Annotated in this window: 20 protein-coding genes; 7 read left to right on the forward strand and 13 right to left on the reverse strand. The window is 44.0% G+C overall.

Translation table 11 applies throughout. The features are described 5' to 3' along the window. Positions 1-3 precede the first annotated feature (3 nt). The 3 genes from R7Z47_RS13345 to apbC form a co-directional block, all read right to left on the reverse strand. Positions 4-2,091, reverse strand: coding sequence for an AsmA family protein (locus R7Z47_RS13345; RefSeq protein WP_025767218.1), 2,088 nt, complete (start codon positions 2,089-2,091; stop codon positions 4-6). Between the two features lie 188 nt (positions 2,092-2,279). After that, positions 2,280-2,921 (reverse strand): uridine kinase, encoded by a 642-nt coding sequence (gene udk / locus R7Z47_RS13350; protein WP_005380833.1) that lies wholly within the window; start codon positions 2,919-2,921, stop codon positions 2,280-2,282. 180 nt (positions 2,922-3,101) lie between these two features. Next, entirely contained in the window at positions 3,102-4,178 is a 1,077-nt protein-coding gene (gene apbC / locus R7Z47_RS13355) for an iron-sulfur cluster carrier protein ApbC (RefSeq protein WP_262606901.1), read from the reverse strand. A 162-nt stretch (positions 4,179-4,340) separates the two neighbouring features. On the opposite strand from apbC, the gene metG reads away from it, so the two are divergent. Further along, positions 4,341-6,416, forward strand: a complete 2,076-nt coding sequence (metG, locus tag R7Z47_RS13360; RefSeq protein WP_005387290.1) for a methionine--tRNA ligase — start codon at positions 4,341-4,343, stop codon at positions 6,414-6,416. Positions 6,417-6,494: 78 nt separating this feature from the next. On the opposite strand, the gene R7Z47_RS13365 is transcribed toward metG, so the two are convergent. Both R7Z47_RS13365 and R7Z47_RS13370 read right to left on the reverse strand, forming a co-directional pair. Continuing rightward, positions 6,495-6,881, reverse strand: coding sequence for a hypothetical protein (locus R7Z47_RS13365; protein WP_017633851.1), 387 nt, complete (start codon positions 6,879-6,881; stop codon positions 6,495-6,497). Beyond that, a complete protein-coding gene (locus R7Z47_RS13370) occupies positions 6,850-7,923 on the reverse strand; it encodes a hypothetical protein (RefSeq protein WP_171344334.1) in 1,074 nt (357 codons plus the stop codon). The genes R7Z47_RS13365 and R7Z47_RS13370 overlap by 32 nt, the downstream gene beginning before the upstream one ends. A 310-nt stretch (positions 7,924-8,233) precedes the next feature. Here R7Z47_RS13370 and R7Z47_RS13375 point away from each other — a divergent pair, with 310 nt between their 5' ends. Continuing rightward, on the forward strand, positions 8,234-9,043 hold the full coding sequence (locus tag R7Z47_RS13375; RefSeq protein ID WP_213866435.1) for a hypothetical protein: 810 nt from the start codon (positions 8,234-8,236) through the stop codon (positions 9,041-9,043). A gap of 110 nt (positions 9,044-9,153) precedes the next feature. Here R7Z47_RS13375 and fadR read toward each other — a convergent pair whose 3' ends face one another. Next, a complete protein-coding gene (gene fadR, locus R7Z47_RS13380; protein WP_005380824.1) occupies positions 9,154-9,993 on the reverse strand; it encodes a fatty acid metabolism transcriptional regulator FadR in 840 nt (279 codons plus the stop codon). A gap of 639 nt (positions 9,994-10,632) precedes the next feature. On the opposite strand from fadR, the gene nhaB reads away from it, so the two are divergent. Both nhaB and dsbB read left to right on the forward strand, forming a co-directional pair. Continuing rightward, on the forward strand, positions 10,633-12,219 hold the full coding sequence (gene nhaB, locus R7Z47_RS13385) for a Na(+)/H(+) antiporter NhaB (protein ID WP_005380822.1): 1,587 nt from the start codon (positions 10,633-10,635) through the stop codon (positions 12,217-12,219). A gap of 83 nt (positions 12,220-12,302) precedes the next feature. Then, positions 12,303-12,839, forward strand: a complete 537-nt coding sequence (gene dsbB, locus R7Z47_RS13390) for a disulfide bond formation protein DsbB (protein ID WP_017821379.1) — start codon at positions 12,303-12,305, stop codon at positions 12,837-12,839. 79 nt (positions 12,840-12,918) lie between these two features. Here the strand turns inward: dsbB and R7Z47_RS13395 are convergent, their stop codons facing one another. Then, positions 12,919-13,536, reverse strand: coding sequence for a YecA family protein (locus R7Z47_RS13395; protein ID WP_064354183.1), 618 nt, complete (start codon positions 13,534-13,536; stop codon positions 12,919-12,921). A gap of 170 nt (positions 13,537-13,706) precedes the next feature. Here R7Z47_RS13395 and dusC point away from each other — a divergent pair, with 170 nt between their 5' ends. Continuing rightward, complete coding sequence (gene dusC / locus R7Z47_RS13400) at positions 13,707-14,666, forward strand: tRNA dihydrouridine(16) synthase DusC (RefSeq protein ID WP_017633856.1); 960 nt, start codon at positions 13,707-13,709, stop codon at positions 14,664-14,666. Between the two features lie 51 nt (positions 14,667-14,717). On the opposite strand, the gene R7Z47_RS13405 is transcribed toward dusC, so the two are convergent. The 6 genes from R7Z47_RS13405 to yfbV all read right to left on the reverse strand — a co-directional run bounded on the left by R7Z47_RS13405 (position 14,718) and on the right by yfbV (position 21,969). After that, positions 14,718-16,178 (reverse strand): sensor domain-containing diguanylate cyclase, encoded by a 1,461-nt coding sequence (locus R7Z47_RS13405; RefSeq protein ID WP_005387278.1) that lies wholly within the window; start codon positions 16,176-16,178, stop codon positions 14,718-14,720. Between the two features lie 174 nt (positions 16,179-16,352). Beyond that, the gene (gene malZ / locus R7Z47_RS13410; RefSeq protein WP_318130142.1) at positions 16,353-18,179 is read right to left on the reverse strand and encodes a maltodextrin glucosidase; all 1,827 of its coding nucleotides are present in this window, start codon (positions 18,177-18,179) and stop codon (positions 16,353-16,355) included. A gap of 141 nt (positions 18,180-18,320) precedes the next feature. Further along, positions 18,321-19,115 (reverse strand): ABC transporter ATP-binding protein, encoded by a 795-nt coding sequence (locus tag R7Z47_RS13415; protein WP_005387275.1) that lies wholly within the window; start codon positions 19,113-19,115, stop codon positions 18,321-18,323. Continuing rightward, entirely contained in the window at positions 19,112-20,047 is a 936-nt protein-coding gene (locus R7Z47_RS13420) for an ABC transporter permease (protein ID WP_012841584.1), read from the reverse strand. The genes R7Z47_RS13415 and R7Z47_RS13420 overlap by 4 nt, the downstream gene beginning before the upstream one ends. A 174-nt stretch (positions 20,048-20,221) precedes the next feature. Next, complete coding sequence (locus R7Z47_RS13425) at positions 20,222-21,187, reverse strand: ABC transporter substrate-binding protein (protein ID WP_017633858.1); 966 nt, start codon at positions 21,185-21,187, stop codon at positions 20,222-20,224. A 329-nt stretch (positions 21,188-21,516) separates the two neighbouring features. Beyond that, positions 21,517-21,969, reverse strand: a complete 453-nt coding sequence (yfbV, locus tag R7Z47_RS13430) for a terminus macrodomain insulation protein YfbV (protein ID WP_005380809.1) — start codon at positions 21,967-21,969, stop codon at positions 21,517-21,519. Between the two features lie 347 nt (positions 21,970-22,316). Here yfbV and R7Z47_RS13435 point away from each other — a divergent pair, with 347 nt between their 5' ends. Together R7Z47_RS13435 and pta are read left to right on the forward strand one after the other, a co-directional pair. Beyond that, positions 22,317-23,513: an acetate kinase gene (locus tag R7Z47_RS13435; protein ID WP_005380807.1), complete on the forward strand. Its 1,197-nt coding sequence runs from the start codon at positions 22,317-22,319 to the stop codon at positions 23,511-23,513. A gap of 136 nt (positions 23,514-23,649) precedes the next feature. Then, positions 23,650-25,794 carry a phosphate acetyltransferase gene (gene pta / locus R7Z47_RS13440; protein WP_005380805.1) on the forward strand — a complete coding sequence of 715 codons (2,145 nt, stop codon included), beginning with the start codon at positions 23,650-23,652 and terminating at the stop codon, positions 25,792-25,794. The last annotated feature ends 301 nt before the right edge of the window (positions 25,795-26,095 follow it).

Consider the following 26,095-nt stretch of genomic DNA (forward strand, 5'->3'; position numbering starts at 1 on the left):
CGGTTAGTTGAAAAGATTCTTCAATAAACCATCGACCGCATCTTTGGTTTTCTCGTCTTTGATTTTGTCCGTTAGCTTCTCTACGCCACGATCGATTTCTTTCTGAGCTTTCTGCTTCAGAACATCATCGAATACGAGCTTGAATTTAGGTTCTGCCCACTTACCAGACACATTGATTGGAATCGTGATGTCTTTCAGCTCATCTATATCTTTACCGCCCTGGCCTTCTAGGCTGCCTACAACTGACGTGCTGATAGTAAAGTCGACTGTTTCATTAATGTAGTTTGCGGTACCTTTACCACGAACACGTAACAATGGAGACTGAGCTTGCATATTATCCGTTGATACAACACCTTTGTTGAGTTTCAATGTCGCCGTCATCGCACTGAAGTCTGTTTTCTTAGCTTCATTGGTGCCTTCAACTTTTTGCCCTTTAAATTTCGCATAGTTTTCACGAATCAACTGAGCAACGTTGATGCCATTCACCGCACCGTCAGCAAAATTGATAACAACCGTACCAGATAGATTCTTCTTGATACCGGTAGGCGTGAGACTCTTACCTGTAACATTCACATCAATGTTACCTGTCCCTTCAAGTTTGTCGTTTTCAGCAACGTCTATAAGTAGCGGTTGAACTTTCACGCCTTTGATTGACTTTTTAACACTGTAAGTCGCTGGTGATTGGCGTGCATCTAACTTCGCTGTCGCTGAGATTGAGCCTTGGTACAACTTCGAACTAAAAGATGTAAGCTCAAACACGCCACGATTTACAGTGAAGCTCGTTTTTACCGCTTCCATCTTCGCATTTGCCGCTTTGAATTTGTCGATGGTAATGTCACCCTTTACATCTAACGTTTTCAACGCAGACAAATCAGGCTCAACCTCAGGTCCGGCAGGAGCACTCTCGCCACCAGAAGCAGGCTTATTACCTTCGGCAGCTTGCTTATCTAACCCTAAAAACTCATCAAGATCGATATTGGGGCTATGGAGAGCAAAGCGTACTTTAGGAATATCACCGAGTGTCACATCTGCCTTACCATCTAGGGCGATAGCATTCGCTGTTAACTTCTCTAGAACAAAACTCAGATGGTTTTTCGTTAGGTCGAAAGACAGATCAGACACCATGTCGACTTTCATCGGGGACTGAGGTAAAGCATCACCCTCAAAAGTCGATTTAAGAGTTAACTTATCCAACTGTACTTTGCTGATAGCCTTGTCCACGCTAAGTTGACCAGCACCCTGCATATCTAACTTCATACCACCAGCGACACCCTTAATGGCATAAGTCAGGTTATTTACTTTATCGAATTCAAACGTGTCTAAACCGATCGTTGCCGATTCAATTTTATTGGCAGGGTCAGAGTATGTCGCATCAAAGTTGATGTTCTTTAGCGCGTAGTTTGCCAAACCTTTTTCTAGCTTAAAGTCTGCCTGACCTTTCGCGGTGAACTTTTGGTCGTTCATTTCGCCCTTCACGCCAAAATCAGCCGTTGTCCAGTTGTCAAAAGCGAATTCGGAAAGGTTTAATGAAATATCATAAAGTTTGGTGTAACTACCGGCTTGCTTATCCTGCATTTCTAATGAACCGTTAGAAACCGTAACGCCAGCAAGATTAATACTCCAATCAGAACCAGAAGTTTGCGTTTCACCATTTTGCGTAGGCGCAGCATTGCTCTCTTGTTCTGCTTGTTGTGTTTGGGCTTTCGTCAATGCATCAATATTCTTGCTGCCATCTTTCTTGGTTTCAATGTAGAACTCAGCACCATCAAGCGTGACGTTTCCAATTTCAAGCTGTTGACTAAAAAGTGGCATAACAGAGATGTCTACACCAACGGTATCAACTTTGAATAAATTGGGTTTACTAAAGCCTTGTGGGTTTCGCAATTCTGTATGTCCCAACTCAAAGCCAATTGATGGGAAAAATTGCCAACTGATATCCCCTTCAATCACCAACTCTAATCCCGTTTGCTTTTGCGCTTGCTCAACAATAAGGGGTTTAAACTGATTCGGGTTGACGAAGATGGTTAACGCTAAAATTGCGACCAAAATGACCACAATCGGTATTGCTAGAATTAAGAGCAGTTTCTTCATTTGTTTTTCCTTGCTCGAGTGTTTTTACAATTATAAGCGCAGACTCCATTTGCCGCTGACAGTTCCACAAAAGCGTGAAAAGTGTCTGGTTTTAACCTGCAACTGACTAATTTAAAAACAAAAAAAGAAGTGGCACTTAAGGTGCCACTTCTTCTCCTAAAAATAAAGCGATATAGCCGTCTATAGGCTTAAGCTTTCAAAAGTCTTGCAATGTGAGCTTTTAATACATCAATTGCGATACGGTTTTTACCACCGCGAGGAACAATAATGTCCGCATATTGCTTAGAAGGTTCGATAAACTGCATGAACATCGGACGTACTGTTTGTTGGTATTGCTTAAGAACAGACTCCATAGTTCGGCCTCGTTCTTCCACATCACGCTTAACACGGCGAAGCAAGCAAATATCTAACGGTGTGTCCATAAATACTGTCGCATGCATCAAATCACGAAGACGAGGGTCTGTAAGAAGAAGGATACCTTCTAGAATGATCACCTTTTTAGGTGTCATTGTGGTGGTGTTAATTGTTCTTGTGTGCTCAGTGTAGCTGTACTCAGGCACTTCTACTGCTTCACCACGTACCAATTTTTCTAGGTGCTCACACAGTAGGTCGTGGTCCAACGCACTCGGGTGATCGTAGTTCGTCTTTACTCGCTCTTCCATGCTTAGGTGGCTTTGGTCGTTGTAGTAGCAATCTTCCGTGATGACACCGATTTGATGATCGCCTACTTTCGCGCGAAGCTCATTATAAATAGTGCTCGCGATCAGACTTTTTCCAGAAGCAGAAGCGCCAGCAATACCTACGATGACGCATTGATTATTATCAGACATTAGTTTGCACCCGATGATGATTTCTAGTCACATAAAAAGATAAACTGCCTGATTATAGGGAGTTCACCCCATAGTTACTAGTTGGAATTAGGGTTTAGTCATAAGTTTCTGCCTGCTCAGAGGATTAACCTCCGAGCAAACGTTAAAATGTGCAATTATCAACCAACAGGCATAGTAAACTTAGTTCACCATTGTAAAGCTAATCGCATCTGGTTTTGCTTTGCCTTGCCAAAACATCGTGCTACATACGCGATCGGCAAGTTGCTTATAATACCCTGCATGCTCACTTTCTGGGCGTCTTGCTACCGTTGGCACGCCAGCGTCAATATCTTCTCGCATAGAGATATGAAGCGGAACTTGTCCTAACAATGCTAAGCCAAATTCTTGCGACATTTTTTCAGCTCCGCCCATACCAAAAATATGCTCTTTCGCGCCACATTGACTACAAATGTGATAACTCATGTTTTCCACAACACCAATAACCGGGACATGGACTTTGTTAAACATTGCCGCTCCCTTCCTTGCATCGGCAAGGGCTAAATCTTGCGGCGTTGTGACTAGCACGCTACCTGTTACCGGAATTTGTTGTGACAGCGTCAATTGAATATCCCCCGTACCTGGCGGCATATCAATCACCAAATAATCCAAATCTGGCCAATCTGTTTCAGTTAATAACTGCGACAATGCTTTTGAAGCCATTGGACCGCGCCATATCGCCGCTTCTGATTTATCCACCAAATAACCGATAGAATGAGTATAGATGCCGTGAGCAAAAATGGGTTCCATCCACTTGCCATCACGAACTTCTGGTTTAGCATCTTCTTGCCCCAACATCATAGGTACAGACGGACCATAGATATCTGCATCCAACAATCCCACTTTCGCCCCAGATTGAGCAATCGCCAACGCTAAGTTAACTGCGGTAGTAGATTTACCAACGCCACCTTTCGCAGAACTGACAGCAATGATGTTCTTAACACCCTTAACCGAGTTAGCCACTTGAGTTTCTAAAGCTTTAACTCCAAGGCGAATATTAAATGGGAATTCAGCCACTTTACCCGAGGCTCGCTGCTGTTTGATCCAGTCATGCAGTACGGTTTGAAGCTCATTACTTGCGAATGGCAACGTTATATCAATAGAACCCTTTGTCGTAATCGAAATTGCGCCATGAGTATCTGCCCAGTTTTCCACCAACTGTGGATGTTGGAATTGGTTAAACCAGTGACAAAAATCTTGTTTTGAAGTGAACTGATGCATAAGCCCTCCTTTTAGATGTCATGCTACCACCGTCCAGGCTCAACCAGAACCCCAAAAAAACTAAGGCATTCCGCAGTTTGACACCTTGGAGTTAGTCAGTTCATGGGGTAGTATTATCCATCAAAATTTATTTATACCTATCAAGAAAAGCGAATATTAAGTATGGCAAACGATCCAAAAAACTTTCCGTCAAGGAAAATGCTGGTAACTTGTGCCCTTCCGTACGCTAACGGTTCGATCCACCTTGGTCATATGCTTGAGCATATCCAAGCGGACATTTGGGTTCGTTACCAACGCCTACGCGGCAACACTGTAAACTTCATCTGTGCTGACGATGCTCACGGCACACCAATCATGCTTAAAGCGCAACAGATGGGTATTACTCCTGAAGAAATGATTGCCGCAGTTAGCGAAGAGCACCAAAAAGACTTCGCTGGATTTGATATCAGCTTTGATAACTACCACAGCACGCACTCAGATGAGAACCGTGAGCTAGCGTCACACATTTATCTTGAGTTGAAGAAAAATGGCTTTATCTCTAGCCGCACTATCTCTCAGCTGTTCGATCCAGAAAAAGAGATGTTCTTACCGGACCGTTTCGTAAAAGGTACCTGTCCAAAATGTAAGTCTGAAGACCAGTACGGTGACAACTGTGACAACTGTGGTGAGACTTACAGCCCAACAGAACTGATCAATCCTAAATCTGCGGTTTCTGGTGCGACGCCAGTAATGAAAGATTCAGAGCACTTCTTCTTCGACCTGCCCCAGTTTGAAAGCATGCTAAAAGAGTGGACTCGCTCTGGCTCGCTACAAGCTGAAACAGCGAACAAAATGCAAGAATGGTTCGAATCTGGTTTGCAGCAATGGGATATCTCACGTGATGCACCATACTTTGGCTTCGAGATCCCTGGTGAGAAGAACAAATTCTTCTACGTATGGCTAGACGCGCCTATCGGCTACATGGGCTCTTTCAAAAATCTATGTGACAAGCGCGACGACCTAGATTTCGACGAGTATTGGAAAAAAGACAGCTCAGCAGAGCTGTACCACTTCATCGGTAAAGACATCGTTTACTTCCACAGCCTATTTTGGCCAGCAATGCTAGAAGGTTCTGGCTTCCGCAAGCCTAACAACGTATTCGTACACGGTTACGTAACCGTAAACGGCGCAAAAATGTCGAAGTCTAAAGGTACGTTCGTAAAAGCAAGCACGTACCTAGAGCACCTAGACCCTGAGTGTCTACGTTACTACTACGCTGCGAAGCTAAACAGCCGTATCGACGATCTAGATCTTAACCTTGAAGACTTCACTCAGCGCGTAAACGCTGACGTTGTTAACAAGATCGTTAACCTGGCATCTCGTAACGCAGGTTTCATCGCGAAACGTTTTGAAGGCAAACTGTCTGACAACTTTGCAGAGCCTGAACTTTACAACGAATTTGTTGCTGCTGCTGACCGTATCGCTGAGCTTTACGAAACGCGTGAGTTTGGTCGTGCAATCCGTGAAATCACGGCATTGGCAGACAAAGCTAACCAATACGTTGATGAAAAAGCACCGTGGGTTGTAGCAAAAGAAGAAGGCAAAGATCAGGAACTACAAGACATCTGTTCTGTCGGTATCAACCTGTTCCGCGTACTGATGACTTACCTGAAACCAGTAATGCCATCGCTAGCTGCGCGTACTGAAGCGTTCCTAAACCAAGAGCTAACTTGGGAAAACATCGCTGCTCCACTAACAGGCCACGAGATCACTAAGTTCAAAGCACTGTTCAACCGTATCGATCCGAAGAATGTTGAAGCGATGATCGAAGCGTCTAAAGAAGATGCGGCGGCAGAAATGGCGGCGAAAGAGAAAGCTGAAGCGGAAAAGAACAAGGCTAGCCAAACCGAGCTAGACAAAGAACCAATCGCTGAAGAGATTGAGTTCGATGCTTTTGCTGCAGTAGATATGCGTATCGCTCGTATCATCTCTTGTGAAGAAGTACCAAAAGCCAACAAACTGCTTAAATTCCAATTGGACATCGGTGGTGAAACTCGTCAGGTATTCTCTGGCATCAAGTCAGCTTACAAACCTGAAGAGCTAGAAGGCAAGCTAACGGTAATGGTAGCAAACCTAAAACCTCGTAAGATGAAGTTTGGTATGTCTGAAGGTATGATCCTAGCGGCAGGCCCTGGTGGTAGTGACCTGTGGATCCTTGAGCCACACGAAGGCGCTCAACCTGGCATGCGCGTAATGTAAGTATCTTTATTGAAAAGGCTTAACTAAATCAGTTAAGCCTTTTCTCGCAGTTAAGCTTATCGATTAAGCTTGATTGTACTACAAAGAGAATTCTTCTGGACCCCAAGTAATAATCGCGCCACATGCAAGGAAAAGTACAAAGCTGATCGTGACTACAAAAGCGAGAACTCGATCAAATGTCGTTGCGTATTTTAGTATTAACTGATCATCTACAAGTGATACTTTCGCAGGCTTGCCTCGCATTAAAACTGTAGTATACATTGGGAATCTAACCCCCCAGGTATCTCTATCCCAACCGACAGGGCCATGACCATCCTTCGACATCTTTTTCTCGATCCGCTTTACCGAAACACGAATGAAAAGCAAAGTACTAACTAACCAAGTACATCCGATAATCATATTTGTCATATCAAAATAAGACACGTTGATCCCTTTAATTCCAATGAATGTTAGAACTAACTTCATAGGCACCTTTGGCTAAATTTTGCCCTGCACTATCAGCCATCTTAGCTGCTGCATAGCCGACACCTAAGCCTACACCAATTAAGACTACGACTCCAAATGGGCCAGCAGCCAAAGCGATTCCCATTCCAGATGCAATCACTTTGGATGTGGTCCAAATGCCAGCAGCGTTGCTCGCACCAAACCCAGCAACTTCCATTGCCGCTCTTTTTTGCCAATTTTCTCCGTTATTCTTGGCATTTCGAACATTGTTAAAGCGAACACCAGCATCAATCATGATGATCTTTTTACCTACAATACTAGAGCTTTGTTCAAGAACTCGAATTGAGCGGATGTTAGCTATAGATGTTAAATGTAACTTAGTTATATCCCTACCGCTTCGCGCGATATTGACAGCCCTATTCGGGTTGCTCCAAATGTTACCGCGGCTACTTTTAATTCGCCCTGCATAATGGGCAAGTTCTTTTGTAAATTTTGCATTCAAAGAACTATGAGCTTCTTTAACTCTATATCCAAGCTTCACAAGCTCCTTTTTCTGCGCACCATTTCGTGAGGCTGTACGTACATCTAGTAAGGCATTTTGATATTTGAGCAAAGCTTTCCCGAAATTACTCAATCTGACTTGCTTTTCATTAACAGCAGTAGCGGCAGCACCTACTGCAGTATACTCATCGATTTTCCCTCCCATAGTATGATTAGTAGCATCTAAAAAAGGCTTAATCTCTTTTTCATAGAGGAGGGCTACCGCTTGTAAGTTTTCATCGCCAAACTCACTTGTTAGATTGGCTACATTTCTTTTGGTTTCTTGTGACCAACTTTTTACAGTATCAAGAGCACAAGCTATATCAGGTCTCTCGCTACGCAACTTAGCTATGTTGATCACAGAGCCTTCGTTCAGTATGAAAGGAGTACCTGCGGGAATAAAACTACCAAATATATGTGGGTTGTCCTTACGAAACTGAAGGTACCTATCCTCATCATTTGTATCGATAGGGAGCGTTATCTTTGAGTGAGTACTGAAGCATAGGTCGAATTTATTAGACAAATTAATTACCTCGAACAATCAACAAAATAGACAACTTATATCATATGAAGTGTTCGAATATTTTAATTTCTAAACATTGTGACTTGAATCAGACTAAAAAGTAATCAATATGTAACTCACAAAGAATAACGCGTACACCAAGCATCGACACCGAATAATCAAACATATTCACAAATTTGGTGAATCCATGCACCAACAACGACCATTCAAAAAGAACATTCAATATAACCAATTGTTTAAATTGAGTTTTTGTTTGGCATCAAAACTGCAATCTTCCTTGTTAGGTCCAAACACTAACAAGGAGTTGGTTATGTTTGTTTTGATTTCCACACTATTGTCCATCGCTATTTTAGCCGGAATATATCACTTATCTTCTAAACGAGAGCAGCAACATGCGCGCAAATATCAGCTGTTAACATTATTACGAGATGTTGTTCACCTTCTGAGACACCACCGAGCTGCTACTCACTACTCGCTTCAATTCCAACAAAACGATCAACAAAAATTGGACGCTCTTAATGATGCTCTGACTAACAAGCTTCATCTTTTAGTCGAAACCTCACGGTTTGAAAACAAACCCATGTATCGCGTATTACAGATTAAAGTAGGGAAACTACTTGAACAATGGGATGCCCATAGTGTTGCAAGAAACCAGATGGAGCATGGTAAGTTGATTCGTCATTGCTTGTTTTTGATGGATGAAGTAACCATCGCATGGCTAGCGGTTGAGCAAAGAGATGACTTGCATAATGAGTATCACATGAACTGGCAAAACATTATGGATAGCTTGGAGACCCTGACTCAGTTACGAATCAGCATTCAAGATTTAGGAGAGCAAGGCGGAAATGAGCGTTTCAAAAATTATGCATCGGTCATGATGCGTAAGCTAAACCAACTAGCGGTTATCGCTCCACTTAGCATTACCTCTCCTGCTTCCACGCGCTCAATACAGACGCTAAATGAATACGTGACAGGGAGTCATGTCGACTTAACAGAAGCAGAGCTTTATGGCGTCACATCGGACTTGTCATTGACCATCTTCAATACTTACGACCATGTCCTTTCAGATGTCGTAGAGTCATTATATCTACCGTTACCCAGACTCTCACTAGCAGGATAAACGTTCCATACCTTATTATTGGTGCTTGGTTCGTCGCCGACTTATAAATAAAAACAAAAAAACCGCAGGCCTAAGGCACTGCGGTTTTCGTTTATTCAACTTGTCAGCGCTTAGCTGTCGTCTTCCGTGAAGTTCGTTGGTAATTGCTTTTTCATTTCGTTCCAGATCAACGCACTTTCCATACCATAATGACGAATCACTACTGGTAGTTGCTCACGCTGGCCACTTTCACAAGTTTCGAGCAATTGATGGTAAAACTTCAGAGCTAGCTCACGAGAAGCTGGATTTGAGAAGTAGTAGCTACCGACACGATCGTAGAGCTTCTTCAAACCATTAAAGATCAAACCGTAAATTTGATTTCCTGAATGGAATGCTAGGCGCTGGAAAAGCATATAATCGTAAAAGTTGAACGTTTTAGCAATCAAGATTTCTTGACGCTTCGCTTCATCTTTCTCGTTATCTTCTTTCACATTCTGCAGAACTTTTTCAGCATACGGCGAAGAAGCGATGAATTCGTCCCAGGAAGCCGCATTCATTAAAGCTTCACAAGATTCGATTACGTTCTTAATTGTACGCTCAGAGCTCTCTTTGTTCGCTTTAAATGCATAGCGCATAAAGATAGGACTGATGTTAGTACGTGCCGCAAGCAGATCTTCTACAATGTTTGTCGCATTATCAACGTCTAGCGTCATTAAAGTATCCAAAATATGCAGACCAGAGGTCTCCATAAATTGGTTAACTTTCGTAGGTTTGCCGTGCTGGATAGTCAGCCATCCATCACGGGCTAGTCGTTGAAGAACCTCTCTTAAAGTCGTTCGAGTAACACCAATCAGTTCGGACAGCTCGCGCTCAGCAGGTAAAATTGAGCCTGGAGGAAAACGGCCGTTCCAAATGCTCTCGATAATATATTTTTCTGCGAATCCCGCAGGGCTTTTCGCCTTTATGACCATTCTACTTTTTATCCAATATTGATTTCTGAGGGTCGATACTACTCATCATACCACTACTTAGCGGTTTGAGAAAATTTACGATCAATAGTGGAAACGACTCCATAATATAGAGTTAATACTCTATATGTTGTGTCAATTTAAGAGGCTCTAACATGCGAGCGAAAGCAGTAAAATATGAATTTTCATTTAATTAAACAGCTCACAAATCTCGGAGAAATAAAGACAACCGTGTCACATTTTTATATTCAAAATATGAAAAATTACTTTGTATATCACAGTTAATATTCTTTCTTAATTTGCCTTTTCTCGTCACTGACCGTCATTTAAAATCCAAGAGGATTTTTTTAAGACTTTCATGGTATAGTAACGCCGTTTTGATCGCGTTATTACATTTAAAAAGTCATTTTAGTCGGTAGCATCACGTTTTGTTATTGACTAATAAATGCCTGAGTGTAGAGTTTGCGGTCGAAAGTGAGCGGTGCTTGAGTTCAGGGGAAGTAACTTGGCAAGACTACAATAAACAAAGGAGTGTTGTTTTACTAAGTTATTGTTTTTAAAGACTAGTCAATAAGTCTAACAAACAGATACTTAAGCACTATTGTAGTGTCTATTCATAATTTTGTTATAAAGAGAATTATCATGCCGATATCGCTCGGAAACGCTTTTATCAAGAACTTCCTTGGTAAAGCGCCTGATTGGTACAAAGTTGCCATTATAGCCTTCTTAATAATTAACCCGATTGTATTCTTCCTAATAAACCCATTTGTAGCTGGATGGTTGTTGGTCGCTGAATTTATTTTCACGCTAGCAATGGCATTAAAATGCTACCCATTACAACCTGGCGGTTTACTTGCTATTGAAGCCATTGCTATCGGCATGACTAGCCCTGCGCAAGTTAAGCACGAATTAGTAGCAAATATCGAAGTACTGCTACTTCTGGTATTTATGGTTGCGGGCATCTACTTCATGAAGCAGCTATTGCTGTTCATTTTTACCAAAATTTTACTTGGCATTCGCTCTAAAACCCTACTATCACTCGCGTTCTGCTTTGCTGCGGCATTTTTGTCTGCATTTTTGGATGCCTTGACGGTTATCGCCGTTGTTATCAGCGTGGCGATCGGCTTTTACTCTATCTATCACAAAGTGGCGTCTGGTAACCCTATCGGTGACCATGACCATACACAAGATGACACGATCACTGAACTAACGCGTGATGACTTAGAAAACTATCGTGCGTTTTTGCGCTCTTTGTTGATGCATGCTGGTGTAGGTACTGCCTTAGGTGGCGTAACCACGATGGTTGGTGAACCTCAAAACTTAATTATTGCAGACCAAGCGGGTTGGTTATTTGGTGAATTCCTAATCCGTATGTCTCCAGTGACACTACCTGTATTTTTCTGTGGTCTCATCACTTGTGCTTTAGTTGAAAAGCTTAAAGTGTTTGGCTACGGCGCGAAGCTTCCTAATAACGTTCGTCAGATCCTCGTCGATTTTGACCGTGAAGAGCGTAAAACGCGAACAAATCAAGATGTCGCAAAACTCTGGGTTCAAGGTCTTATTGCGGTTTGGTTGATCGTTGCACTCGCTTTGCACTTAGCGGCTGTCGGCTTAATTGGCCTTTCTGTGATCATATTAGCGACCGCATTTACTGGTGTCATTGAAGAGCACTCCATGGGGAAAGCGTTTGAAGAGGCCCTGCCCTTCACTGCACTGCTTGCAGTATTTTTCTCGATCGTTGCTGTAATCATTGACCAAGAGCTGTTTAAACCAGTCATCGATGCGGTGCTTGCCGTTGAAGATAAAGGTACTCAGCTAGCTCTGTTCTATGTGGCGAATGGCTTATTATCGATGGTGTCGGATAACGTGTTCGTTGGTACGGTTTACATCAATGAAGTAAAAACTGCACTCATTGAGGGTCTCATTACTCGTGATCAGTTCGACTTACTGGCGGTGGCAATCAATACTGGTACTAACCTGCCTTCTGTTGCAACGCCAAACGGTCAAGCGGCATTCCTATTCTTACTCACATCGGCTCTCGCTCCATTAATTCGTCTGTCTTACGGTCGAATGGTTATCATGGCGCTGCCTTACACCGTCGTTCTTGCGATTGTCGGTCTGATGGGAATCATGTTCTTCCTAGAGCCTGCAACAGCTTCTTTCTACGAAGCTGGTTGGATTTTACCTCATAGTGGTGATCTGACTCCCGTAGTATCCGGTGGTCACTAAAATTTGAGTTGATTAGGAAACTTATCCACGATAAAAAGCTCTGAGTATTCAGAGCTTTTTCTATTTCAGACAGGAACAAAAACGTGACTATTTTAAATTCACTTAACCAGTTTTCAAAGGGACGTTTATCGTGGCTACTGCTTCTGCTATTCGTCGTTTTCTTTGAAGCATGTGCCCTCTATTTTCAGCACGTCATGATGCTTGCACCATGTGTCATGTGTATTTATGAAAGAGTCGCGATGATGGGAGTGGGCGTCGCTGCAATGGTTGGTATATTGGCACCCAAGAACCCAATTTTCCGCTGGCTAGGTTTGATAGGCTGGGGATTAAGTGCTTACAAGGGTTTGTTACTTGCGATGCAGCACGTTGACTACCAGTTTAATCCATCACCATTCGCGACTTGCGATTTATTCGTCACATTCCCTAGCTGGGCTCCGCTCAATCAGTGGGTTCCTTGGATGTTTGAAGCATATGGTGATTGCTCTAAGGTTGTATGGCAGTTCCTTGATTTATCAATGCCACAATGGTTAGTCGTAATTTTTGCAGGCAATTTAATCGCTTTGGCATTAATTGTAATTGCACAATTCTTCCCTGCAAAACGCGTTAATCCAATTCGTTAATCCTACTGACGCGTAAAAATTAACAAAAAGCCGACCATCTGGTCGGCTCTTTGTTAAGTGGATAGCGCGGCGATTCGATTTAGCCGCGTGATTGACCACAGCACTGCTTGAATTTTTTTCCGCTCTCACAAGGACAGGGATCATTGCGCCCGATACCTTTGAATGGGTTTAGGCTTTGAGCTTTATTTCCTACCATCAACTCATCCGCGCCCAGCGCGACTTCACCGACCATTAAATCAAGCTGGTCGACTAAATCTGTCAGGGCCGGTGGCGTTTCAATACCTGCGTCGCGCATCTGTTGCTGCGTTGCTGGCTCATCGATAGCCAGCATCAAAGTGGTCAGTAATGCTTGCAGCATACGCTGTAATCCATCATTGAGCTCAACGTCTTGCCACTGTTCTTCAATCATTGACCAAACAGACATAAAGCCTTCGGCAAAATCAGCAAGTTGTTCAGGTTCTTTGCCTGTTAGCTCTAGCACGGAATATTCGTTTCGTTGAATTCGGTTATGCTGCTTGTGAATTTGCTCTTCCACAGCTGGTTGAATCGCTTTGAATCCCTCACCTAATAGCGGCTCTAACCACTTTTCAGGAGCGAGTGGTTTTGTCGTCAGATTCGCAGCTAACACTGCGCCTTCGATAAATAGGCAAGATTCATCGACGTGAACTTCACCTTTTTCAATCAATGTGTATTGCATGACATCTGGTTTCCCATAAATTTGGCGGCATTATACCTCAGAGCTCAAAAGCAAGTAACCTAACGTTGTGTGTTTGACGGCATTGGGCGCTTCGAGTCTTTTAATGACAAACTTAACTTACATCGCTACAATCGCCCTCCTTTTTACCACCAAACTGTATTAGGCAAGCTATGCGAGTTGTACTAGGCCCAATGGAAGGCGTTTTAGATCATTTGATGCGCCAAATCCTGACCGAGATAAACGACTATGACCTGTGTGTTACGGAGTTTGTTCGCGTAATCGACCAGCTATTACCCGATCATGTGTTTCACCGTTTATGCCCAGAGCTGTTGCAAGGTTCTCAGACTGCATCTGGTGTGCCAGTACATGTGCAATTGTTGGGACAGGAACCGAACTGGATGGCTGAGAACGCAATTAAAGCGGCAAATCTTGGTGCCAGAGGCATTGATATAAACTTTGGTTGCCCAGCCAAAATGGTCAACAAAAGTAAAGGTGGAGCAGCGCTACTCCAGCATCCAGAGCTCATTCACCGTGTTGTGAAAGCTTGTCGAGAAGCCGTTCCAGAAGCCATTCCCGTAACTGCAAAAATTCGTCTTGGCTGGGAGAACCCTGAAGATTGCTTTGAAATTGTCGATGCCATTCAGTCTGCTGGCGCAAATGAATTGACCGTACACGCACGTACTAAACAAGGTGGTTATAAAGCTTCTGAGATAAAATGGGATTACATCAACCAAATTCGCGAACGTTTCGATATCCCACTGATAGCGAATGGTGAAATTTGGAATTATGAAGACGGTCAACGTTGCATTGAAACGACTGGCGTTAACTCTTTGATGGTGTGCCGAGGCGCTTTCAATATCCCTAACTTAGGCAATATGGTGAAACATAACCACCAGCCAATGTCATGGCCCGAGGTGGTTGAGTTGCTCATCTATTACTCCAAGTTTGAGATGAAAGGCGATAAAGGCTTGTATTACCCAAACCGCGTAAAACAATGGTTCTCTTACTTACGTCAGGCTTATCCTGAAGCAAAAGACCTATTTAGAGAAATCAGAACGTTCAACAAAGCCGCACCAATTGTTGAGCATATTCAACGCTACCGCGATGACTTAAACTCTCAGGTTGCATAACTCCCGAACACAAAAAAGGACGAATATCTCGTCCTTTTTTGTACCTAAATCCTAGTAACAGATCTTATTTTTGCCGGTACTTTTGGCTTGATATAACTTTTCATCCGCCGCTTTAAACAATTCATCAAAGTTTTCTACTCGGCTCTCTTTACTAAACACCACACCGCCAGAGATCGTAAAGCCTTCTTTCGTTACGCGTATCGAACGCTCATCTATGGCTTTTTTTACTCTGTCTAAAATGAGTTTAATGCCTTCTGAATCTTCGTCATAAATCGCTAAAACGAACTCTTCGCCACCAAACCTTGAGGCAACATCGGTATGGCGAATATTTTCACGTATACATTTTGCAACAAGCTGAATTGCAGAATCACCGACATCATGACCATAGGTGTCGTTGATCTTCTTGAAGTTATCAATATCGAACACTGCTAAAGCAACCTGTTTTTTTGTCATCTTATTACGCCACACGGTTTGCATACCTCGACGATTCAATAAGCTGGTCATTGGGTCTCTTGCTGCCAGTTCTTTAAAGTAGCGTCGCTCGCTATGCATATTCACATAGAACAAGACGACGGTACTCAGCACGTAAATAAATAGTGCGACAATAAGGCTGTATTTTTCAAAAACCGCTAGGTTCTTAGCTTCATCCCAAAGGTTGTACTCGTAGTACATGCTGTGATTCGCACTCAATCGCTCTAATTCGACTGGTTTGATTCGTGTACTGTTTGAAGGAATGGATTGTAAATTGGAAACCAAATGAAACTGACCAACAAGACCTAGCGACGAAGCCATGAGCGTATTGATGTCAAAATCAATAGACAAAACACCTTGATGTTCTCCTTTCTCATAGACGGGTACCGTCATACTAATGACTTGACCTTCCATCGAGTCCAACACAGGCCCTGGTCCAGCCAAGGTAATGTTCACTTTATCTTGCGCGGTTTTTTGCCAAAAAGGTCGGGCTTTTAGCGTTGACAAAAGCTCTCTTGTGAAATTTTTTGCGTAGGTATCGGGGGAGGAGATAACGTAACCGCGCTTGTCAATGTAATGGATTCCAACAATGTGCGATTCAATATCGTGCAGAAATGACAATGACGGCGCAAAACCCGCCTTTTGTTCAGCTAACTGGTTAATCGTTGAACCTTGCTGACATAAGCTTTCGTCCCCTACGATCATATAATCAAGGTCAACCGCAGGTAACCCTTCACTATAAACACTTTCGAGTAATAACACATCTATAGGCCAAAGATAACAAAGCCCTTCTTTGACTAAAGAATTATGTTCTTCAAACAGTGGGTTAGCGTAATTGGTATAGTTGGTGAAGCTGTAATCTAAAGCCGTGAGTACTTTAATACCGCGAGACATTGCACGCTCGATACGCGAATACTCAGAATCGATATAGCGGTTAACCGCATCATAGTAATTTTTCGTTGTCACGAGTAAAACCACTACAAATAACGCCAGAGGAAAAAAGATGACAAATGAGAGGCTAAATCGCCTTTGGTTTACCATTGAGTACCATGCATATGAAAGGTCAATAGTCTCTTATGACTGCTATTAAATTGATACTCGTTATCTGGTGACGCATGCAATGCAGCACCAGATAACAAGAGACCAAACAAATGTGTGCGCGCTGTTTGAGACCGTTTATATATTAAAGGAGTTTAATCAATATAGAGTGTGGTGTCACTTTAGTCGCCATAATTTGCAGCTCTGTGCCGACATATTGACAGAGATATGACCTTTATAATCAACCTGTTCTGTGTCATCTAACAACGATATAACTTGGCTAACCTCCAAGCCCAGTTGCCACATAGGTAAATCGATTGAACATTCATTACCACTGAGATTAATCATAACAACGACTGCTTCGCGACCCAGTACACGTGCGTACGCCAACTGGTTGTTAGTGCAATGAAGCCATTGAATACAGCCCGACTGTAAAGGCTTACATTGTTTACGTATCTTGATCCATTGTTGGTAAAGCGATAGCCATTGTGAACTTTCGATTTCATTCCAAGGAAAACAGCGACGATTATCCGGGTCTAGACCTCCTTCTAGACCGACTTCACTCCCGTAGTAAATACAAGGCGTGCCAACGTAAGTCATAAGCATTGCTAGCGCGATGTTCATTTTACGCTTATCACCATCAACCAATGTGATAAACCGAGCAGTATCGTGACTATCGAGTTGATTTAGCTGCGATAGCTGATTAGAAAATGGGATTTTTGCTCTGGCTTCGTCCAACCATGCTTTAAACTCCAAACCATCAATGTTGATTGGATCGTACATAATGTCTTGTCGTGCGATAAAAGCTCGGACTGGATGAGCAAAACCGTAGTAGTTCATCGCCCCATCCTCTTGATCACCTTGCAACCACTGCGTTGCTTCAAAAAAGTGCTCACCTAACACATAAGCATTCGGTTTTACTGACTTAGTCGCATTACGAAACGCTGCCACATAATGAGCATTGTTTTTCGCGCCGTCCCCTTCGCCAAGCATATGAATTACATCAAACCGCCAGCCATCAACCAAGTACGGTGGCTTCAGCCAGTACTTGATGACAGACTCTTCACTTTGGTAGATGTAGTCGCGCACCTGTTCATTTTCGAAGTTCAGAACCGGTAAGTTACCAATGCCTTTCCAACCAATGTAGTGATTGGTTTCGCCTTCGAAAAAGTAGTAATCACGGAACTTTGACTGCGGATTGCCATGTGCTCCTTCTGCTTTTTGTTGGATATCAAACCAAGGATGATGCACTGACGTGTGGTTAAACACCGCGTCTAAGACAATCTTCATATTCTTACCACGGATTTTCTCACACAGTTCAGCAAACTGATCGTTGGTGCCGAACATAGGGTCAACAGTGAAGTAATCAGTGGTGTCGTATTTATGATTACTTGGTGAAGAAAAGATCGGATTGAAATAAAGCGCAGTAACGCCGAGCTGTTCAAGATAGTCCAACTTTTGTTCTACACCTTTGAGGTCGCCGCCAAAGAATTCACGTGCCCCGGTATTTTGGTGAGAACCTACCGCGTCTCCCCACGGCTTGACGATCGATGCAGAATCATACTGAGCATAAGCGTGGCGAATATCGGACTCACTTTTACTAGCAGAAAAACGGTCAGGAAAGATTTGATAGAAAACTTGCTCTTGGACCCAGCTTGGTGGTTGATGCTCTACATTCAACTTAAAGTGGAACTCTTTGGGTGGAATACGCTTTTGTACGCCTCGTGCATCGAGCCAGTATTGTTGTCCGTCTTTGAGGAGCTTAAACACATAATGTGTGACATCTCGATCTTGATTTGGTCGAAACGATGCCTCCCATAGTAATAATTCACCAGCCGTTCCTACTTGAGCCATGTCGACCAGATATTCTTCATTGTCCGGCTCAATACGCACATAGACGGAATCAAAATCCAATGTCTCGGTTTTCAGTCTGACTGTAACGTGCTCGTCATTAAAAGCTAAACCATCAATAGTTTGACTATGAAAAATAAATGGCAGGTTCATTATGGGCACTCCTCGTCATCGGATATGCCACTATGTTATTGAAGAATTAGAGACAAGAAATCCTCCTTGCGAGTTGACATATCAGCCAATTTTCCCAAGGAGGATCACACTTAGTAGGCGTAGTGACTTGTCGGATACCGCTTAGTTCAACAAAAGACTGTCATCTGCCAGCTCTTCACCACGCACTTTGGAGAACATATCCAACAAGTCTGGTACTTGCATGTTAGCACGCTGCTCTCCAGCCACATCAAGCACAATTTCACCTTGGTGAAGCATTACGGTCCTATCGCCACATGCTAATGCGTCTTTCATCGAATGCGTCACCATCATCACGGTTAAATCGAACTCATCGACAATACGTTTAGTTAAGTCGATAACAAACGCCGCCATACGAGGATCAAGCGCAGCCGTGTGTTCATCAAGCAACAACAACTTACTCTCCGATAACGTCGCCATCACAAGGCTAACGGCTTGTCGTTGTCCACCAGACAGCAACCCAATGCTATCGCCCAAGCGGTCTTCTAAACCAAGACCGAGGATGCTAATTCGCTCTTGGAACAGCTTGCGACGTTTGGTAGAGAGCGCCAACCCCCAGCTGCGTTTTTTACCACGCATGTGCGCTAGAGCCATGTTCTCTTCTATCGTCAGTTCACCACAAGTCCCGGCCAATGGATCTTGAAACACTCGGGCGCATTGCGTCGCACGTTGGGCAACCGTCTGCTTGGTGACGTCTTTGCCATCAATGATCACCTGACCACCTATCATCGGCGTCTCACCTGTCACCGCACCAAGCAACGTCGATTTTCCTGCGCCATTAGAACCAATCACGGTAAGAAATTGATGCTCTGGAACCTCTAAAGAGACGCCTTTCAATGCACGATTTTCCAAAATCGTCCCAGGGTTGAACGTGACCTGAATATTATTTAGTTCGATCATAATGCCTCCCCAGAACCATTTTTTGATGCCGCTTGTTTAGCATCAGTAACGCGTTGTTTCGCTCTCATGCTCTGTTTTAGCTTTGGAGCAATAAGCGCCACAGCCACCAATACTGCGGTAACAAGGTTGAGGTCTGAAGCTTGTAAACCAAACATGCCAGAGCTCAAAGCGAAAGCCACTGCAAGGCGATAAAGTACCGAACCGATGATGACCGCAAATACCGCAACCCAAATCTTGCGCCCGGGAATAAGGGTCTGCCCCAAAATCACAGCTGCCAAACCAACGACAATGGTGCCCACGCCAGAGGTCACATCCGCAAAGCTGTTCGTTTGTGCAAACAACGCGCCTGCGAATCCCACAAACCCGTTGGATAAAGCCAAGCCAAAGTAGGTATAAAAGCCAGTGCTCGCCCCTTGCGCAGAAACCATACGCGCATTCACACCCGTGGCTCGTAAACCAAGACCAAAGTCGCTGTTCAGCAGGCGAATGACAAAGAAAGCGGAAAGAAGAACTAAGACCCCAACAACCAGAGGGCGAATAAACATCGCATCGCCCAATGCTTCAAACGGAGTGAGAATAGTATCCTCTCCAAGCAACGCCATATTAGGTTTGCCCATAATACGAATATTAATTGAAAATGCAGCGATCATGGTAAGAATGGAAGCTAACAGGTGTAAAATACCACACCGAACAGCCAGAAAAGCGGTTACCCACCCCGTCATACTACCAGCTATCATCGCCATTATTGTCGCAAGCCAAGGATTAATACCTGCGACAATCGCCGTTGCAGCCACCGCAGCTCCCATTGGAAAGCTGCCATCCACACTCAAATCGGGGAAATCGAGAACACGGAACGTAAGATACACACCCAGAGCGACTAGGCCATAAATCAAGCCAATTTCGAGTGCGCCAAAAAAAGCAAATGCAGACATAACTGCTCCTTTCTGCATGCTCAGGCTGGCTAATACCAACCTGAACGTAAGACTTCTAACGTATACTCCCCTTCTTCTCTAGCAGAATGCTCTACACGAGAAATTCGGCGAGTATCAATTTTGGGGCAAGCGTCTACCAACCAACGTGACGGTCTTTACCCCAAAAAGCGTTACTTATTGCATGCTTGTCGCACGTTCAACCACAGAACTTGGCAGCTTGATACCGAGCTTAGATGCTGCGCTTTCATTAATTACAAGGTCAGAGCCCGTCGCGACTTTTACATCCAGCTTGCCTGGTTCTTGACCATCAAGAATCGCCGCCACGTAATCCGCGGTTTGTACACCAACCTGGTAGTAGTCAAAACCTAAGCCTGCAATAGCACCCTTTTCGACATACGACGTCGCGCCACCAAATACAGGTTTCTTCGCTTGATTCGCTGCCACAATCATCCCTTCAATCGCACTTGCAACTGTATTGTCTGTTGGGGCGTAAAGAATGTCTGATTTCGCTGCAATCGCTTGAGTCGCAGACTGAACATCAGCACTTTTTAGTGCGGTCGCTTCAACCACTTGTATGCCTTTTGCTTTTGCGCTTTCTTTTAGTAATTCAACTAAAGTCACGGCATTAGCTTCACCGGGATTAAATACAACCCCGATGCTTTTCACCTGAGGAAGAATTTCTTGGATGAGATCGACATGCTGAGCAACGGGTGAAAGATCAGACAGGCCAGTTACGTTTTTGCCTGGTTGTTCCATCGACTTAACCAATTTCGCACCAACCGGATCTGTTACCGCAGTAAAGACAACAGGAATAGAGCGAGTAGCCGACACCAAAGCTTGTGCCGAAGGTGTCGCGATGCCAACTAACACATCAGGATTTTCGCCGACGTACTGACGGGCAATTTGCACCGCAATCGCTGGATTACCCTGTGCGGTCTTATAATCAAATTCTAGATTTTTGCCTTCTTCGTAGCCTTTCGCTTTCAAACCATCAAGTAACCCTTGGCGCGTCGCGTCTAACGCCGGGTGTTCGACAATCTGTGAAACTGCGACAGTTGCAGTGGCGGCCAGTACATTGGTAGAAGAGAAAATAGCAGTAGCTGATAGAACGGCAGTGGCTAATAAACGTTTCGTTTTCATCATAACTCCTTGATGTGACTTCGTCCTTGTTTCACGAGCTTTCAATATGTGTATCGACTCGTGAATTCAAATGTTTGAAGGCGGTATTGTTGTGTTCATATAACTGTGCACTTCTTGCGCATCTTGTTTTTATTATTACTACTAAGTCTTAGTAAAGAAAAGAAAGATTTAACACTAAAGCAACATTTGTGATCGGGGGACTTCTTCATCCGGAAAGAATCTTTGGTAAACAAAGCTTCGCTCGCTTCATCAACGACCGTCAAAGTAGGTAATAGAGGCAGGATCAAAAATGGAGCGGCCAGTGCACACTCCATTTCAAACAATTTAAATTAGAACCAACGCTCTAATGACGATTTATCGAGCTGGCGAAACGCTCGGTTCAGTATTATCGCAAGCTCTTTGTAACGAGGGCGAGCTTTGACAGGCTCTAATGCAAAACCTGTTTCCACAATTTTTTGATGCAACTCCCGATACCAAGAGGCCAAAGAAGGCGGCAATTTCGTGTTGGATCGAGCACCAAGCCACCAAATGCCTTGAAGTGGCAAGCTAATCGCAAACAAGGCGACAACAATGGATTGAGGTAACGCGTGGTAATTGTTGAATGCCATTTGAGTGAGTACGCTGATCGCAGCAACGGCCGGCATGACTTTAATGCCAAAGCGAGTCGCCTTAATGATACGCTGTTCCGGAAATATGGCGCTTAGCTCTTTACGAACCGGCCAGATCTCCATGTAATTCTGGCCATCTTTCAGGCTATGGATCAATCCGACTTTATTACTCATACCGCTCTCTCACTAAAAAATAGTTGAACATTTCAACTGAAGGTACAAAAAATTGATGAAAGTTAATATTCTTTCAAATTTTTTTTGTTATCATTGCTTATTATCGCTATCCTTTGCAGACCCTCAATCTCATTGTTGCTGTTATTTACAATTTAAGCAACTCCGAGATATCTATCTGCACGGATCGCATCATAGTGATGGAAGGGTTCATCACTATTTCTTTATATGGAATTAGAACAATTTTTGACCAGGATTAGTACGCAGCCTTCTGGGTATCGGCTATTCTTGTGATTAATTTTTCATTCTTTAACTGATTTTTTTATCAGACGAATAACAGGTAGTCATACATGTCTAAGCTAGTTTTAGTTTTAAACTGCGGTAGTTCTTCTCTTAAATTTGCCGTTGTTGATGCCGAGAACGGCGACGAGCACTTGTCAGGTCTTGCTGAGTGTCTTCACCTTCCTGAAGCTCGCATCAAGTGGAAACTTGATGGCAAGCACGAAGCTCAACTAGGCAATGGTGCAGCTCACGAAGAAGCACTAGCGTTTATGGTAGAAACTATTCTTGCTTCTAAGCCAGAGCTTAAAGCTAACCTAGGCGCAATCGGTCACCGTATCGTTCACGGCGGCGAGCAGTTCACTCAATCTGCACTAATTACTGATGAAGTTCTAAAAGGTATTCAAGACGCTGCAACATTTGCACCTCTTCATAACCCTGCTCACATCATCGGTATCGAAGCGGCTAAGAAAAACTTCCCAGAGCTGAAAAACGTTGCTGTATTTGACACTGCGTTCCACCAAACTATGCCTGAAGAGTCTTACCTATACGCTCTTCCATACAACCTATACAAAGAACACGGTATCCGTCGTTACGGCATGCACGGTACTTCTCACTTGTTCATCACTCGTGAAGTTGCAGGCCTACTAAACAAACCAGTTGAAGAAGTAAACATCATCAACTGTCACCTAGGTAACGGCGCATCTGTATGTGCGATCAAGAACGGTCAATCTGTAGACACTTCTATGGGTCTTACTCCACTTGAAGGTCTGGTAATGGGTACTCGCTGTGGCGACATCGACCCTGCTATCGTCTTCCACCTACACGACGCTCTAGGTTACTCTGTTGATCAAATCAACACGATGCTAACTAAAGAGTCTGGTCTTCAAGGTCTAACTGAAGTGACTTCTGACTGTCGTTTCGTTGAAGACAACTACGGTCAAAAAGAAGAAGCAACACGCGCAATGGACGTGTTCTGCCACCGTCTAGCTAAATACGTTGCTGGCTACACGGCTTCAATGGAAGGCCGTCTAGACGCAATCACTTTCACTGGCGGTATCGGCGAGAACTCTGGCCCTATCCGTGAAATGGTTCTAAACCGTCTTGGCATCTTCGGTATCGAAGTAGATAGCGAAGCTAACCTTAAAGCTCGCTTCGGCGGCGAAGGCGTTATCACGACTGAAAACAGCCGTATCCCTGCAATGGTTATCTCTACTAACGAAGAGCTAGTCATCGCTGAAGACACTGCTCGCCTGACAGGTCTTTAATTGAATTCCTGGCTAGCCACTCGGCTAGCCAGATTTTCATTCAAACGAATTTCTTAGGGGCTCAACTCCTATTCTTCGAGCTTCATGGAATAAGAGTTGAGCTTTTATCCCCCAAATAGCTAAAGGTACTCTACGAATGTCTCGTACTATTATGCTTATCCCTACTAGCGCAGGCGTTGGCCTAACAAGCGTTAGCATGGGTGTTCTTCGCGCTATGGAGCGTAAAGGCGTTAAAGTTTCTTTCTACAAGCCAATCTGTCAGCCACGTTCAGGTGGTGATCAGCCAGATCTGACTTCAACTATCGTTGGTCGTAACAGCGATATGAAGATCGGTGAACCAATGGCGATGTCTGTTGCTGAAAGCCTAATCGGTAACGACAACATGGACGAGCTGCTAGAAACCGTTGTTGAACGTTACAACCAAATCAACAAAGACGCAGACGTTACGCTAATCGAAGGTCTTGTACCTACTCGTAAGCACCCATTTGCAAACCAAGTAAACGCGGAAATCGCGGCAACACTTGGTGCAGAAATCGTGCTAGTTGCGACTCCAGGTACTGATAACCCTGCGCAACTGAAAGAGCGTATCGAAGTAGCATGTTCTAACTTCGGCGGCACTAAAAACAAAAACATCTCTGGTGTTATCATCAACAAGCTAAACGCTCCTGTTGACGAAGCTGGCCGTACTCGCCCTGACCTATCTGAAATCTTTGACGATGCAGACAGCGCGAAACAAAACGAATTGAAAGTGATGGAAATTTTCAACACTTCTCCAATTCGTGTACTAGGTTGTGTGCCATGGAGCATTGATCTGATTGCGACTCGTGCAATCGACATGGCTAAGCACCTGAAAGCAGATATCATCAACGAAGGTGACATCAACACTCGTCGCATCAAGAGCATCACTTTCTGTGCACGTTCTCTGCCAAACATGATTGAGCACTTCAAACCGGGTTCTCTACTTGTTACTTCTGCAGACCGTCCTGATGTTATCGTTGCTGCTTCTCTTGCTGCAATGAACGGTGTGGATATTGGTGCAGTACTGCTAACTGGCGGTTACGATATCCCTAGCGAAATCGAAGGCCTATGTAAACCAGCATTCGACACTGGTCTACCTATCTTCAAAGCACAAGGTAACACTTGGCAAACGTCTCTAAACCTACAGAGCTTCAGCATCGAAGTACCTGCAGACGATAAAGAGCGTATCGAGTTCATCAACGAACACGTTGCTGGCCACATTGACGGTAACTGGATCGAGTCTATGACTGAAGGCACTCAGAAGTCTCGTCGTCTAAGCCCACCAGCGTTCCGTTACCAGCTAACTGAACTTGCTCGTAAAGCAGGTAAGCGTATCGTTCTTCCAGAAGGTGACGAACCACGCACAGTTAAAGCAGCAGCAATCTGTGCTGAACGCGGCATTGCAGACTGTGTACTTCTAGGTAACCCAGATGAAATCCGTCGCGTAGCGGCTCAACAAGGCGTTGAGCTAGGTACTGGTGTAACCATCATCGATGCAGATGCTGTTCGTGAAAACTACGTTGCTCGCCTAGTTGAGTTGCGCGGTGCGAAAGGCATGACTGAAGTTGTGGCTCGTGAGAAGCTACAAGATTCAGTATTCCTTGGCACAATGATGCTTGAGAACGACGAAGTTGACGGCCTAGTTTCTGGTGCTGTTCACACTACGGCGAACACTATCGTTCCTCCGTTCCAAATCATCAAGACGGCACCAAATGCGTCTATCGTATCTTCAGTATTCTTCATGCTTCTGCCTGATCAAGTACTGGTTTACGGTGACTGTGCAATCAACCCAGATCCAACTGCTGAACAGCTTGCTGAAATCGCTATCCAATCTGCTGACTCTGCAGCAGCATTCGGTATCGAACCACGCGTTGCAATGATCTCTTACTCTACTGGTGAATCTGGTAAGGGTGCAGACGTTGATAAAGTACGTGAAGCAACAAAACTGGCTCAAGAGAAACGTCCTGATCTTATCATTGACGGTCCTCTACAGTACGACGCTGCCATTATGGAAAACGTTGCTGCTTCTAAAGCACCAAACTCTCCAGTTGCAGGTAAAGCGACAGTATTTGTATTCCCAGACCTAAATACGGGTAACACAACTTACAAAGCGGTACAACGTTCAGCTGACCTAGTATCTATCGGTCCAATGCTGCAAGGTATGCGTAAGCCTGTAAACGACTTGTCTCGTGGAGCGCTAGTAGACGACATCGTGTACACCATCGCTCTAACAGCTATCCAAGCAGACCAAGAAGCTAAATAATCGCTTCTGACATCTAGTTAGATATAGATACAAAGCCCTCGATTCGTCGAGGGCTTTTTCTATTGCTGGCCAGAACACTTATTTGTTTTTTATACCAATCACTGCACAACCTATAATTACTGGTGCGCAAAGCTTTTCTCCCTATCGCCCCACCACACCTAATCGACAATGCTCGCGCTTGTTCTTACACCGATTGACCCATTCCCCAAAATACATTGGCTCCAAGGCAGCACGGCCCCTGTTCAATTTATCGGCATTATTTACGTTTTAGCTAAACTTTTTTGCTAGGAAATACGTAAAA

The sequence above is a fragment of the Vibrio sp. 1641 genome (assembly GCF_033339995.1).
Classification (GTDB): Bacteria; Pseudomonadota; Gammaproteobacteria; order Enterobacterales; family Vibrionaceae; genus Vibrio; species Vibrio alginolyticus.